The 14,926-nt window shown below is 39.6% G+C and carries 11 protein-coding genes; 5 read left to right on the forward strand and 6 right to left on the reverse strand.

Annotated features, from left to right (window positions below; genetic code table 11):
- The first annotated feature begins 583 nt into the window (after positions 1 to 583).
- The 4 genes from CDG77_RS10455 (at position 584) to CDG77_RS37480 (ending at position 4,353) form a co-directional block, all read left to right on the forward strand.
- Positions 584 to 856 carry a helix-turn-helix domain-containing protein gene (locus CDG77_RS10455; RefSeq protein WP_094329319.1) on the forward strand — a complete coding sequence of 91 codons (273 nt, stop codon included), beginning with the start codon at positions 584 to 586 and terminating at the stop codon, positions 854 to 856.
- A gap of 68 nt (positions 857 to 924) precedes the next feature.
- Entirely contained in the window at positions 925 to 1,635 is a 711-nt protein-coding gene (locus CDG77_RS37470; protein WP_223269769.1) for a BRO-N domain-containing protein, read from the forward strand.
- A gap of 139 nt (positions 1,636 to 1,774) precedes the next feature.
- Complete coding sequence (locus tag CDG77_RS37475; protein WP_223269770.1) at positions 1,775 to 3,403, forward strand: helix-turn-helix domain-containing protein; 1,629 nt, start codon at positions 1,775 to 1,777, stop codon at positions 3,401 to 3,403.
- 143 nt (positions 3,404 to 3,546) lie between these two features.
- Positions 3,547 to 4,353, forward strand: a complete 807-nt coding sequence (locus tag CDG77_RS37480; protein WP_223269771.1) for a DUF488 domain-containing protein — start codon at positions 3,547 to 3,549, stop codon at positions 4,351 to 4,353.
- Between the two features lie 288 nt (positions 4,354 to 4,641).
- On the opposite strand, the gene CDG77_RS10480 is transcribed toward CDG77_RS37480, so the two are convergent.
- On the reverse strand, positions 4,642 to 6,906 hold the full coding sequence (locus tag CDG77_RS10480; protein ID WP_094329320.1) for an AAA family ATPase: 2,265 nt from the start codon (positions 6,904 to 6,906) through the stop codon (positions 4,642 to 4,644).
- Between the two features lie 457 nt (positions 6,907 to 7,363).
- Between CDG77_RS10480 and CDG77_RS10485 the strand changes: the two genes are divergently transcribed.
- The gene (locus tag CDG77_RS10485; RefSeq protein WP_223269772.1) at positions 7,364 to 7,849 is read left to right on the forward strand and encodes a hypothetical protein; all 486 of its coding nucleotides are present in this window, start codon (positions 7,364 to 7,366) and stop codon (positions 7,847 to 7,849) included.
- 190 nt (positions 7,850 to 8,039) lie between these two features.
- On the opposite strand, the gene CDG77_RS10490 is transcribed toward CDG77_RS10485, so the two are convergent.
- From CDG77_RS10490 to CDG77_RS10510, 5 genes are all read right to left on the reverse strand, one after another.
- On the reverse strand, positions 8,040 to 8,867 hold the full coding sequence (locus CDG77_RS10490) for a formylglycine-generating enzyme family protein (RefSeq protein ID WP_094329322.1): 828 nt from the start codon (positions 8,865 to 8,867) through the stop codon (positions 8,040 to 8,042).
- A 182-nt stretch (positions 8,868 to 9,049) separates the two neighbouring features.
- A complete protein-coding gene (locus CDG77_RS10495; RefSeq protein ID WP_094329323.1) occupies positions 9,050 to 11,725 on the reverse strand; it encodes a formylglycine-generating enzyme family protein in 2,676 nt (891 codons plus the stop codon).
- An 8-nt stretch (positions 11,726 to 11,733) separates the two neighbouring features.
- Positions 11,734 to 12,750, reverse strand: a complete 1,017-nt coding sequence (locus tag CDG77_RS10500) for an AAA family ATPase (protein ID WP_094329324.1) — start codon at positions 12,748 to 12,750, stop codon at positions 11,734 to 11,736.
- Between the two features lie 19 nt (positions 12,751 to 12,769).
- Positions 12,770 to 14,164 (reverse strand): VMAP-C domain-containing protein, encoded by a 1,395-nt coding sequence (locus CDG77_RS10505; RefSeq protein ID WP_094329325.1) that lies wholly within the window; start codon positions 14,162 to 14,164, stop codon positions 12,770 to 12,772.
- A complete protein-coding gene (locus CDG77_RS10510) occupies positions 14,157 to 14,849 on the reverse strand; it encodes a hypothetical protein (protein ID WP_094329326.1) in 693 nt (230 codons plus the stop codon). Before CDG77_RS10510 ends, CDG77_RS10505 begins: the two co-directional genes overlap by 8 nt.
- Positions 14,850 to 14,926: the final 77 nt, after the last annotated feature.

The following is a 14,926-nucleotide window of genomic DNA, read 5'->3' on the forward strand; positions in this document are numbered from 1 at the left end:
TGGATAAAAAGTGATCGCTTACTTCTTGGTCGGAGGGGCGATCGCTTTTGTTTTCTGACAGAGTGCTGTATTGGGAACAAGGCACTCTAATAAATTCAGCTTTGCTGCAAATAAGATTTCTAGACAGGGTGATTAGCAAATAACCAGTTTTTTAAGACTTGGTAGGTCATCGAGATCATCTTCGTTGGCTTGAGCATTACAAGTTTGGCTTCCGGCTGCTAGTCCCGGTGGCACTTGGTTTTGTGGTTAATTGAAATTAGTTAAGTTTAATAATTTGCAAACCCTTTTTGCGTTCGGGTGCAGGCGGTTGCATTTCCTTGCCCTTACACCTATAATATAAACCATTAGCTAATGGTTGTCAATTGCTCAGAACATCATTTTTATGCTTGATTTTTATAAACCATCAGCTTATGTTTTATAGCAGATAGCTAATATTTTGATGCTTTAGCTAAAGGAGGTGAATTCAGCAGCAGTTCTTACCTTGGCATCATTATTAATCTCTGAAATTCCATAAACCATTAGCTGTCAGTTGTCAACCAACAACTAATAGTTAATGCTTCAATCAAAGGAGGTGAATTAGGAGATGGAAGTGAAAGTAACGATTACGATTGATGTTCCAGGGTTAGAGAATGATTTAGCTGAGGCAATGAAGCAGAAGGGTCTATCTTTTCAAAAACTTGGTGAAGCCGCAGGTGTTACAGGTACGGCTGTCTGGCAAATAACCAGCAACAAGAATAAATCTATTAAGGTGGAAACTCTCGGCAGAATCGCTAAGGTACTGGGAATTGAGTGTCAACCCAATATAGAATCACTTGCGATTGAAGAGGTTAAAAGTGCATTTGGCGAAACCTCCTAACTAAAAGCGATCGCCCACCGTCCAAAGTTTGCGATCGCCCCAACTAAACCCTGAAAAAAGGAATAGCTATGTCTAACCTATCAGTTTTTAGGTTTGAGTCTCAAGAAGTTAGATTTGTTGGTACAGCAGAAAAACCAGAATGGGTAGCTGCTGATGTGTGTGCTTGTTTGCAATTAAGGGATACAAGTAAAGCACTAGAGACTTTGGAGCCATCCGAAAAGGGTACGAAGAATGTTCGTACCCTTGGTGGTGATCAAGAAATGTTGACTGTCAATGAACCAGGGCTTTATCGTCTTGTATTTAAGTCCCGTAAGCCAGTTGCCAAACGTTTCCAGTACTGGGTGTTTCATGAAGTCCTGCCCTCTATTCGTAAGACAGGTGGATACTCGGTTCCCCCAGGAACCATGACCCAGATTCAAATCCTTGCTGCAATGGCCCAACAGATGGCAGAACAAGAGCAAAGGCTATTGGAACAAGAACGCCGTCAAAACGAAGTACTGGCAAGACTAAAAGCGGTTGAAGTTGAGCAAGATCGATTCAATAGCCCATGTGGTCACAAGTACAGCGTTATGGGTTTTGCTAAACTTCGAGGGCTTGAGATATCACTCTCACAAGCTGGCAGCAAGGGAAAGAAAGCTAGCGCGTTATGCCGCAAGCAGGGGGTAGAAGTAGAACAGATACATGACCCAAGGTTCGGCTATGTGGGTTTATACCCTGAAAGTATTTTAGATCAAGTCTTTTCCAGCAATTCAAAAGATAAAGCGACCGCTCGGCACTAAACAAAATGCGAAGTAGTTTTTAAGGAAGCATATTCACAAATAGTTCAGGGTTCTAACTCGGTGAAGTATTAAGTCTGCACCGTCAATATTTTCATGCTCAAAACCCAATGAAGGATGAGAACAAAGCATAGAGGGGAAAATGAGTAATTCTGTTGTAAGCAATCGCAGTGATTTTGCAATAGTCGTTCCGTCGTTTCTAGATGACTATGGGCTTAATCCTCAAGAGTATCGTTTGTATGGACACATAGTTAGACGAGCAGGGAAAGACGGATGTTTTGAGTCAATTCCTAACATGGCAGCAATCTGTTTAATGAATGAAAAGACTGTCAGGAAAACCCTACAAATCCTGATTGCGGCTAGGTTTATCAAAATAGCCCAAGAACGAAAAGGGAAAACCACAATTTATGAAATCACCCATCATTCCCAATGGATGGCATCAAAACATCTAGAAAAAATCAGACAACAAATCACTGGTGGTAAATCAGGTAGTACCAAATTAGGTGGGGGTAGTAATACCAAATCAGGTAGGGGTGTGGTACCAAATCAGGCAGGGGTAGTGGTACCTGAAATGGTAGGAGTACCCCTACCTGATTTGGTAGACGAAGGAATTACCATTAAGGAATTACCAATTAAGGATCTCCCTTTAAGGGATCTCTCCCTTAATCCCTCTCAAACTGACATCGACTCACAAGAAAGAAAAGAAAAAAGAGAATTTGGATTTCAAGTCCAAGAAGAACCCAATTCAAGTTTCTCCACTTTGTTGCCAAAAAAATTTGAGACTACGCAATCAACAAGTCAGTCTCTCATGAAGGCAAATGTTCCGCCGCCACTGCCCGACCCATTTTTGAAAAATCAACGCAAAAAGCCCAACGATGTGATTTGGGATTGGCTACCAGATGGCCCGTGGCGTAATGAAGAGGGCAAGCTTGATGCAGAATTTCAAACCGCCCTCGCTACTCGGTGGATGAAGGAGTATGGCGGGGACTTACACGCAAACAAAGCCAAGGTACTGAAACACTTCCGCAATGAACTGACTAACTTAGCGATTGAGTGGGAATGGTATCAATCGACTTTCATTCATCGCGTTGTCAACATCCAAACCCGCAAGCAAAACGGGCTAGACACCACCCAAGATGAGGAACAGATAGCGCTTCAAGCCAGAGCAGCAATACCATTACCTCAAGAAGTACGTGTAACACAAACACCCACGTTAACCAAAATGGTAGAGCAAGTAGCAGACTATGCCTTGCCTACTCTAATTTCTCAAGAGCCACCCAAAGATGAATTTGGTTGCATTAATCCTGGGGCTTACTTGAATACACCAAAACAGTCAGACAGGGAATTTTGGGCGAACTTCACACCTCATGTTCTGCCAAGTCGCAAAAAATCACCTGTTGCATCCGTTCTAGAAACGGCAAAAACAGCTATCGAGGCTTTGAAAGTTGAGAAAGTAGAGCAGTTGAGTGAAAAGGCTCCTGTGGGAGAAGCAGAGGAAGAGGTGGGAGGGTGGGAAGATATTGCCTCCCACACAACTCCCGCAAATAGCTCTCTGCCCCTTGCCTCTTCTAAGTTGACTGCGATCGCCGTTATAGTTCAGCCTCCAGTTTTAGATGAAGAAGCTGTACTACAAGACATGAGGAAATATCTTAATTGTGGCAGTGACGTATTGAGGCAAACCGCAATTGATTGGGCCTGCGATCCTGCTAATCAATGCGAACTCGTGATTGTGTCAGGGCGAGTGGTTGATATCAAATGGGTTGACTTTTAAGCAGCAAGCTCAAAACAAAAGTGTCTTATGAAATACTACAGGCAGAACAAATACGTACAAACTTGGAATTGTCAAGATATTCCGGGTGAATATAGCTTCCACCAGCTTATATGTCAAGAGGTAGTTAATCAGGAGAAAAAGGAGTGACTATTTTTACCTCTTACTATGCAGGAGAAATCAGAGGTGAAGCCGTTTCCATCTCTCTATATCCTCCAAAAAGCTTTCAAGGCAAGCATTTACCTTTATTTGCTCCAACACCAGAGCTACTGAAATGGTGGAAGTCTTCAGCGTCAGATACTAATGCTGAACAAGAATACACCCGCCAATTCCATGAAATTTTGCTTTGTAGGCAGCAGCTGATTGATATTTGGGTTGCAAAACAGCAGCAAAACTCACATGACATGACATTGTGCTGCTACGAAAAAACTGGCGATTTTTGCCATCGGCATCAAGTTGGACGTGAAGTTATCCAACGGTATCTGCCTAAACTTTGGGGCGGGGAAGTTGGGTTAGGAACTGTTACGAAGCAGAAAATGTCCACAAATTGTGGACAAAAAATCATACTCCCAGCGACATACCCGCCCCAAGTATTGAGTCTGATCGAGAAATGTCATGAGTTGGGGTATCCTGTAAAATGCGATCGCTTAGAGTGCGGATACTACCAAGTTAGCCTCAATGGAGAAGACTTAGGTGTGTGGTCAGAGTTGGGTGTGCTTGGTGTATTGTCCGGGTTGCAGGAGAAGTTTTACCGTGAGCGCCTAATTCCGTCAGTGGCTATGGCTGCAAAGGCAAGAGGTAAGAATAATCAGCAAGATATCAAGATGCCTTCATGGGTTTTGGTTCGGGATACTCAGTCAGAGGTTTTAGCCCCAGTGGGGCAGCTAGCAACAGAAGAGTTAAAGCCATCCCGTGCAGAAACACGTATTGTTGAGCAAATGAGTCTGCTATGACTATTGTTGCGCGGTTGGGATTGCATCTGGTGTTGATTGAAAAACTGAATTTGGAGCGATTTTAGAAAAAACTCAGGTTTCAAGTATTTGCTCTCGTGTTGGGATGATCCAGCGAAAGCAGATTGTAATTAAAAAACTGTTGTCTAAATTTCCGCAGGGGGTTATTGAGTATGTAGATGGGGTGATGATTTATTGGAACGAGTAGTAATCATTATGTAAATCACAGAAGTTTATCGTAAAGTTGGATTTTTTATACTTGCCTGAACTATATATAAACTTAACTATAGATTAAATGATTGGTACAGGTTCTGTAAAGCTTTTAAGTATATTTTTAATCTCTGAGTCAATTTCACTTTCTTTCATTAATGATGCTAGTCTCGCAGAGTCTCTTTCCTTATTGAAGCGTACATCGAATAACTTACATAAATTATCTAATAAAATATCGCCTGGGACTAAATTTTTCTTTTTAGTCTCCCAAGAGTTTTCTACTAGTTTAGTCTGCTCTTCAATTATTGTTTGTAATCCCTTCTCTAATTGCGTCAACTTCTCCTTTTGAGAAGCATACTCATCTTTTAATCTTTCAAATAAGGAAATTCCAGAATCAGAGTTTAGAACAGCATTGCGGTTTGGATAAATAGGAAGACAAGTAATTTTTGCAACTCGTCGTTCTATAGCAACATACTTTAATGCATCAGCACACGTTTCAATAGCTTCCTCTATTTTAGTTAGATCAACAATTTTGTCCTCTTTTCCTCCTGTAAGTTGATATTTAAGCTCAATAAATTTAGCGATAGCACTTGGAGATAAAAGATAATTCTCAAGTTCACGTTTTTTTAAAACTACTAATTTTGCTTTATCTCCAAGCTGAGTAAAGAGACGTTTGACTTCATCCTCCTCACGCTCGTCACGATCTAAAATAAAAAATACTGATACGCGTCTTTTACTAAGAAAATTAATTGTTGCTTCTGTTGCAAAGTGAGCTAAGTTTCTTACACCACCCATAGGTACAAATCCCACACTCGCTTGTGCTAGATTTATGCCTAAGATAGAAGCCCACTCACGGATTACATCTTCATCACTTGGACCTTCAACAAAAACTAGTCTGTCAAACATAAAAAGAGAGCTTAGTCTAATGCCAAGCTCCCGTGGAATACTATTCTCTGCTTCCTCCGCATTAATAAGTTGAATAGTTGTTGAATTCTCACGAGATGCAAGATAAACATTACGCATTTCTCCTGTATCTAAAAAGTTGGTAGAGTGAGTTGTGATAAAAATTTGGCAGTCTTTTCCAATCGTCTTTAAATATCTCATCATGCTTGTCTCCAGAGCAGGATGCAGATGTATCTCAGGCTCTTCGACAAGAAGTATATTAGGACGGTTAAGTTCATAATCTAAGATTAATCTTAATGCCTCACGAATTCCAGCGCCATTAACTTGAACAAGAAATTGATCTACATCAAGTTCTGCTTCTGGCTCTTCTCCTGGCATTGTCTTTACTGCTCGAAAGGCATCAATATCGACTCCTAAAAGGGCTGATACAGTATCTTGAATTGCACGGAGTTTTTCTGGACCTCCTCGTGTAACTTTAAGCTCAAGCAATTGTGCAGCTTCACGTTTTCCTATTGGCTCTCGTCGTTCAGTAAGATACAAAACATTCATTTTACTAATTTCTTTTAGTAAATTAAGTGCATAAGTTGGGACAGAAGATTCTTTTCCTGAAAAACTATCAATTCTGTGTAGGATTGGTTCTGAGCGTAAGCTAATTTCTTCTTTTTGCATACTCTCTGCTAAAGAAGAAATAGCATCTATGCAATCATTTTTTGACTCGCTAGACTCGATGAGTTCCTCAAGTTTAGTTAATAAAGTGCTTGATGGTTTCAAACTACGAACCATTCGGCTTGGCAATGAAAAGATAAACCGTTCTGTAAAATTAGGTGGATTAGATTTAAGACGCTTCCAATCATCTTCATCTAAACGTCTAAACCTCTCAGTAACAAAAACTTTAATCTGTTCAATTTCATTTTCCAAGTCTTGTACGCGCTTTGCTTTACTCACTAATTCTTTAGCAGCTTCAGAATTGATTTCAAGAATAGTGCGAACCGCTCCTTTCTCAGGGGTTAATAAAAAACCAGGTTTACATAGTACTATTCTTTGAACGTATGCAAATGCTTCAGGCGAAGTCATTACTTCCAAAGTAACGCCCAATCTTAATTCTGGATCAATTCCCTCAACTGAATTTTTTACTTGTGGTGATTCCGAAACGATATTTTGAATTAAGTTATCTCTTTCAGCAAGTAGAAGCTGAAAAAACATCGTAATTTTAATAGGTACATCAAGCAAATTTTTATAGTGATCAATAGTTTGATTAAGTGATGGATTGAGTACAATATAATTATCTTTATTTAGTGATTTAAAGAATGCATTTATAGCTATAAGAATATTGGATTTCCCTACATTATTTTTTCCAACAATAACATTAAAACCACCGCAATCTTCAAGAGTTACCTCTTGAATACTTCTAAAACTTTGTATATTAATTGCTTCTAATTTCATATTTTCAGTAACTTAAAAATTTTAATACATTAATTTTAATACTTTAATACAGTATTATAACAATAAAAAAATATTTTGGGCTGACTCATATCTAGGTAGGTATTATATAGCAATTCTAAATCATTCGTAAACAACAAGAATCATGGTCTATCTAAAATATCGGGAGTTGGAGACTTTGATTTTTAAAAATTAAATTTGATTTCTATATTAACAAATTTTATAGATTCTGTATGTAATTTTTGAATATTGCACTAATTAATTTATACTTTATAACATTTTTTTAGATTTAGATATGGGAAACATACCGTAAACTCAGCGTATATTTATGATTTGTTATAAATATACAAACATTTTCTCCGTAATCTCTATTTTAGGCAAAATATAAACTCTTTATATCTAAAGCATGGAAGAGGAGGAAGACTCGCCTACGGCGAATGACTGTACATCGCTAACGCTTGTGGAAGCTGTACAGGGTGAATCTGCTCCATTGCTGGCTGAAAACCAGAATTGTGGTGTTGAACCGAGAGACTGTCATGGAGGCGATTTTTCCGCCACGCCCGTTGCTCAAAATGAAAAATCTCTAAATTCTGCGATCGCTAATCAAACACCGGGGCAAGTAGAACAGGGTGAATCTGCTTCCTTATCGGGAGAAAACCAAGTCTTTGGTGTTGAAGTGAAAGCGGATCAAGAAAGCGAAAGTTCTGCGCCGCCCGTGTCACAAACTGAAAAATGGTCGCATGAGGCGATTGTTGCGAGGTCAAATATGCGACCAGAACGTATGCAGAAACTCAAGGTTGCAACGAATTCGGGCGAGAATCCGGAGTTTGAGTTCTTGCAAGAGTGTTGGCAGGATGATCCGGCTTTGCAGATTGTGATCAAGAAATTGCTGGTGAAGTTTCCGCAGTGGGGGATTGCGATTGTGGATGGGGTGTTGGTTGATTGATTGAGGTAAATAGCGAGCGCATTCACCAAGGACAGGAATCTGCTGTTGTAGAGTTGAGCAACTGTTCGGTTTGCACTTTGCAAGCTACCCACCCTTTATTTCAAAAAAATTTAGATTGAACCGACAGCAAATCACTCAACAAGAATAAAAAACAAGAGTAAAGGGCAAAAAACTAAGGTATAAAAAAAGGCTACCGAATAATCCTTTCAATCGCGCAGACTATACGAAAACCAAAATTGTAGCTGAAGCTATCTGGGTTGAGCTTGAAATCGCGGGACGCGGAACGGCACATTTCAGGATTGTTGAGCCAGGAACCGCCTCGCAGCACGGCACCTCTGCTTTTTTTCTGAGAAATATTATCAAACCAAGCACTGCCATCTGTGGGCGCTCCTTTATAGTTATCGTGCCAATCATCCAGACACCATTCCCATACATTTCCGTGCATATCGTATAGCCCAAAGTCGTTAGCTACTTCAAAATTGCCCACAGGTGTAGTCACCGCTGTGTACCTTCCTTTTACACCTTGTCCATAAACTTTATTGGCTCTGTAGTTTGCTAATTCTGACGTAATTGTTTCGCCAAAATGGAAAGGAGTAGTCGTTCCAGCACGACAAGCATATTCCCATTCGGCTTCACTAGGGAGGGCATACTGTCTTTTTGTATGGGCAGCAAGGCGATTGCAAAACTCAACCGCATCGTACCAGGAAATTTGCTCTACAGGTCGTTTATGCCCTTTGGAATTCGATGGGTCAGCTTCTAGCTCAATGTTTACCTGTGGTAGTCCTACTATTGCTCTCCACTGTGCTTGGGTGACAGGATATTTACCTATGCAAAATTGCTTGATGTTTACTAAATGCTGAGGGCTTTCATTCTCACTACGCCCTAGTTCATCTTCTGGTGAACCCATCATGAAGCTACCGCCAGGAATCAACACCATATCTAGCTCAATTCCATTGCCTAAGTCTTCTACATAGTATTTGCTTGTTTTCTGTGTCCGGGTTATAACTATTTTGGGCATTTATTACTAATTGCTTAATTTTGTTTGTAATTGGATATTGCTTACAAAATATAATGTGTTTCCCTAGATTTTAGAAAAATTATCACGGTAAACAATGTATTTCTCAAAAAAAATTAGATTGCTCCGCTAAAAAATAGAAAAAAAGAACAAGTGTAAATGGGAAAATAAAGTATAAAGAGCTACTAAATAATTCTCCCGACCGCGCAGACAATCCGAAAACCAACAATGTTGGTCAAGATGTTATTCAACCCCCTATTGCTGACGTAACGGGATGCAGAACGGCAGTATGAAGGAATGTTATACCAGGAACCGCCCCGCAGCACAGTGCTTCCTCCATACCACAGGGGATCATTTTTTTCTCTCCTTGTATACTTATCCAACCAAGTACTACCATCTATTGGCGCACCTTCATAATTGTTGTGCCAATCATCAAAACACCATTCCCATACGTTTCCGTGCATATCGTATAATCCAAAGGCGTTTGCTACTCCAAATCTGCCCACTTCTGTTGTTTCTTCTCGATACGTTCCTTTCACACCAGCACCATAAGTATCGTTAGCATTATAGTTGCCGAACTCTGATGTGATTGTTTCGCCAAAATGGAATGGTGTTGTTGTTCCAGCACGACAGGCATATTCCCATTCTGCCTCACTGGGTAGGCGGTAGCTTTTACCTATATGATGGGAGAGACGGGAGCAAAACTCAACTGCATCGTGCCAAGAAATTCTCTCTACAGGTCGATTTGCACCTTTGAAATAGGATGGTTCAGGCTTTAGTTGTCCTTTTTCCTTAGCTATAGAAGCGACAGCTCGCCACTGTGCTTGGGTTATAGGGTACTTACTCATGAAGAAAGTGGGAACTGTGACTTCGCGTTGCGGACGTTCCGAGTCCCTACTATATTTCTCCGTTTTTGGTGCCCCCATTGTAAAACTACCACCGGGAATTTGTATCATCTCCAGTACTATTCCATTCCCTAAATCTTCAGCAAAACCATAAGCTTGCTGACGATGACGGTTGATTATTAATTCCGTATTGTGTTGGAAAAAGCCTGATTTTTTCAGTTCGATGCTAGCTAGTTCAAATTCAAAGGGTTGGAGGTTAATAGCTAATTCTGGCTCATCCTCTATTCCCTGATCCTCAATAGCGACATTAGCAATTTCAAAATTAAAGGTTTGAAGGGGTGGAAAATTGTCAAATTCTCGACTTTTTAGGTACTTAGAAGGTTTTTGCTCTAATTGTTCTGCTAAAGCTGCATATTCTCCACCTAAACGACGTAAAACCTGGGAAGCAACCTCAGCAAAGGGTATAATCTCCTCTTGGATTTTTTCATTCCAGTTAGCATCAGGGGATAACAGGGCTGCAAAATTTTTAATCGATATACCAGCTTTGCGAGCAATATACTGAGATACTACCTCCAAAACTGTATCCACATCCGGTGTGGGAACGGAATCAATTAATAACTCCCGAACTTGTTCAACAAATTTATAATTAACAATTTCCCCTTTGAGAGATGTATTATCACCTGCGACTGGCTTCAAAAGACCGCTCATAAAGACTTCAGCCAGATGCACCTGCATAGAGTCCTTTAACAAAGTTTCCTGAATCAGATGAACTACAGGCAAACTCACGGGAACTGTTGCCATTAAACCAGCTAAACGTCTAGCTGTTGGGGATGCAGTTGCTCGAAACCGATTTACCAATTCGGCTGCGGATAATTTACTGGTATCTTTTGTATCTTTTTTATCTATTGGTAATTGTGATTGTTCAGGAATTAAAGAAGTATCTAATAAAACACCTGTTGTTTGCGTACTTCCTAGCCCAGATACTACCCGCGACCATTGTTGCAAAGAATCAGGCTCTAGTGTAATTACAGGTAAAGTAATAGCTTTATTTATATCTACATCTTCCCAAACAGGCAACCCATCAATTTGAAGCTTTGTGTTAGGAACACCAGGTGCTAGTGCATTTAATTGTACTGGATAACCAAAACCCATACCAGTTCTCATCCACAACCGTTCAGGGAATAGTTGGAGAATCGCCACGGGTCCAGAATTAGACCAAAGCTTTAAAAGGTCGTGAATTTTACCCCGATGCCATATATCAGAAGTACAATCGCTAGCTAATAATACTAAACGCCTACCTCCTGAGTCTAATAATTCCTTGGGACTGCGGGAATTCTGGTGATTTTGGGAAAGATTTTGCTGGCAAAAAAGTTTAATTTCGCCTTTTTCATCAGTTTGCAAACTCCAAGTAGAAACAGACCGAAAAGCACCTTGGAGTTCAGTAAGTTTTTGAAACTCGGTTATTATTTCTTGCCAAATTACTATCGAACGAGATTTTTCAACTACTAAAGCTAGGTCTAACCAACGTTCGGGTGCTGGTTTTAGTACTGGTATCAAAATTCTATTTTCGGCAAATTGTGTTACAGTTTCTTCTTCGTCTAAAATCTTTTTAGTTTGAGAAGATACCTTACGCATTAGTGGACGCAATGCCCTTGCTAAACCCAGAGGATTACGCAATCCCGGAGCGGTGGGAGCTTTAAATGGAATACCTTCTGGTGCGTTTTGTGACTGAGTTTTATGATCAGCTCGAGGCGGTAGATAGGCGTATGCTTGAGGTTGTCTAGGCTCAAGATTCGGAGATAGTGGTGGTGTTAATAACTCAGTAGTTTGTTTAATCTCTGTTTCTTCAATTTCAGCCTGGGTTTCTTTAAGTGATGGTTCTGTGACAGGAGTTATTTCAACCTCACCCATCTGAACTGCCAACCAGAGGAGGTCTGCAATTTCTTCTCCATCTAATTCAAGTTGAAGCTGTTTTAACAAAGCAGATAGAGAAGCAATACCCAAAGAATTAGTCATCTACTTTATCATCTATCTTCTGAACTGTTAAGGATTTTTAACAATTGCTTGACTAATTCATCCTTTTCTTCACCTATAGGTGCGTTTCTGCGAGTCATTAAGTAAATTGCATTAAGTAATTGGTCGGTTGCTAAATCTCCTTCTTTACGCTTTTTTAGAAATTCGTTTATTAATAACTTAGCTTGTGCAGTTACATTTTCATCATTACCCAAATGAGCTGCAACAATTTTCTCTAACTCAGATTCATCGGGTTCTTTGATATTTAAACGAAGACAGCGACGTAAAAATGCTGGGGGGAAATCGCGCTCTCCATTACTGGTAAGGATAACGAAGGGAAAAGCAGTGCATTGTATCCGTCCTTGCTTAACGGTAGCTCTAATATGTTTGTAAGTATGCTCTGTTTTATCTTTATAAGCAGTTTGTACCTCTACAGTTTCCAACTTTTCTGCAATCCGAATCAGTTCAGGGATTTCAAATTGCCCTTCTTCAAACACATGCAATAAATCATTGGGTAAGTCAATATCGCTTTTATCAATCTCGTCAATTAGTAAGGCTCTAGGTCGATTCGATGGTAGTAAAGCTGTTCCTAATGAGCCAAGTTGAATATATTTGCCAATTTCCTTGACTTGATCTAGATTATTTGAACCTTGTTGTGAGGTATCCTGGAGACGAGCGATCGCATCATAGGAATAAAGTCCATCTTTGAGGGTTGTACGAGTTGTGATAGGCCAGTACAAAACCTCTCCTAAATTTAACTGATAGGCAACAGCATGGGCTAGGGATGTTTTTCCCGTACCTGGTTTCCCCGTTACCAGTAAAGGTCGTCGTAGATACAGTGCTGCATTGACTAACTCAACCTCTTGAGAGCGAACTTGAAAACTAGCACCGCGCTTTTTCTTTTCGGCATTACTTTCAGAATCATTGCTATCATCGCTAAATTTACGCCAGCTTGGTGCTTTTGGCAACCGATCAACCCCATCATGGGGAGTGCAATTATCACCTTGAAAAATTTTCCAGTCACTCATAAATGTTACATCGAGTAAATTACATAGAGTAATCAATACTGGGAGGTAAGCGATAAGGGTCTTCCCATAATAAGGAAAGATGATGACCGATGTGGCTATTTTCCGGCTCTAGAAGTGCTTCTAGGCGTTTCTGTGCTATTGCTTCAGTCAGTTCCTCGATACAACATTCTAGTAATCCATCGACTTGGTGGTTGCACTCTGGTAGATGACATCTCAACCATAATGCAACTGGAGTAGCCGTACTTAAGATTACTGCAAAAACACTTCCTTTCCCAGTTTTTATAGGAGTTTGTTGTAATTTAATCCCGATGGCATTTTCCTTTCTTAATTCAATAGATAACTTCTTTAAATCGTCATCATTCCATAACACAAAAGCACTAAGCACTGATGTTTTAATTATCTTTTGTAATGTTTGCCATTTTTCTTGCCAAAATCCTTTATAACGACTATAAGTTGGGAGCAATCTTTCAGTTGAGCGCACTACAACCTTGTAGTCCCTATTTAACTTTATTTCTTCAAGCCCAAATTCATTCTCTATTTCCCAACAATCAACTGCTTCGTTGATTAACTCAAGGGGTAGAAATATCTCAATTATTAGTTTAGATGAAGAATATTCTCCAATTTGATTGAGAAAAATATTTATAGCTTGGGGGATTTGCTTCAAAGTTAAAGTTTCTTTGTTTTTAAGTTTTGATTGTTTTGTTTCGATGACATTTTTGGGATAAAAAAGCTGTTTACAACCTGAATTATTTTGAGAGTTATAAGTATTCGCGTCAGGAATCAGCCAAGCATTAAGAAAGTAACAATCTTCTTTATTAGGATTAGTCAGAGAATCTTGCTCGCTTCGACGTATAGCAACAATCAGATAAGGTGTTTTATTTGTTAACTCTTGGATTTGAGTTGAAATTAACTTTAAAAGTTCTGAATATCCATTGATATTACTCTTAGCCCATATCTTTAATTGCTCAGAAAGTGACTGAGGTATTTCGGAATCTATGACTAACCGAGCTATGAATTTTTCAATAACCGTATATTTCGATTCTCCTTGCGGCATTTTTTTGAGTTCTACCAAAATCCCTTCTAGCTTATCTGGTAGTGGATTTTGCCAGTCATCGGGAGAACAAGTCTGATATATCCTCTTAACACAATTTGATATTTTATCTTCATAGGGAATTAATAAAATTAGTAAAATTTGAATATTATTTTCTCCCTGTTCTGGCTGCTGAAGCTGATTCATTTCTTTCTCAATAGCATTTATTCTTTTGGCAATATCATCAAGCTGTAATTGCAAGTTGTTTTGTTCTTGAGGGTTACTTTCTCTTCTCTTTTTATCGGCTACAGCTTTATAATCATTCTCCAGCTTCTCTAAATCCTGATTGAGAGTTTCGAGGCGGATTGTTCTGATTCTACTCATACTTATACTCTAACTCTGACTCTGAGTCTGACTCTTTAAGCTGTTGTTCGATAACCTCCATTTGGTTGGTGATATCATTAAGCTGTAGTTGCAAGTTATTTTGCTCTTGAGGGTTACTTTCTCTTCTTTTTTTATTCGCTACATCATCATAATCTTTTGCTAGTTTGTTTAAATCATGCTTTAAGTTATCAATTTTGATTTGAGTAATACGAGGTATTTGAGGAGGTTTATTTTCCTCTTTCAATATTTTTCTATCTGCTGCTCTAACCTGATTAATTACAACATAACAAGAATCTTCAAAAGCTTGCAATTGTTGTTCAATTGCATCCAACTTGCCACCAAGTTCCTTCAATGTGCGTTCCTCTGACTGAAGCTGGTGTTCATATTGGAACTTGCGGGATACATCTGTTTCAATAACCAACGCTGTTCGTAGATTTGCAACTTTTTGGCTTTGAAGGGTGTAAGCCTTTTCAATTGAGTCTCTTTCAGAAAGCAATCGCTCTCTTTGATTCTGTGATTGGACTGAACTACCTGATACCGCCGTCTGCTGCCCAAGGTGAATGTTGTAGATGTCGCCGCCAATTCGCCCCGCATTCACAGACTCAGCATTAATCAACCCACCGCCAAACTGGGCATTGCGTAAGTCACTACTGGAGACTTGCTTTGGGTCTTGTGAGTCGTGCATGGGTCGGTTTGGGCAGGTTTAAGCGTTGTTGTGAATATTACCACCTATTTGTTCTGAGTTAACTATCTCGCCATTCA

It is taken from the genome of Nostoc sp. 'Peltigera membranacea cyanobiont' 213 (genome assembly GCF_002245975.1).
Lineage (GTDB): Bacteria > Cyanobacteriota > Cyanobacteriia > Cyanobacteriales > Nostocaceae > Nostoc.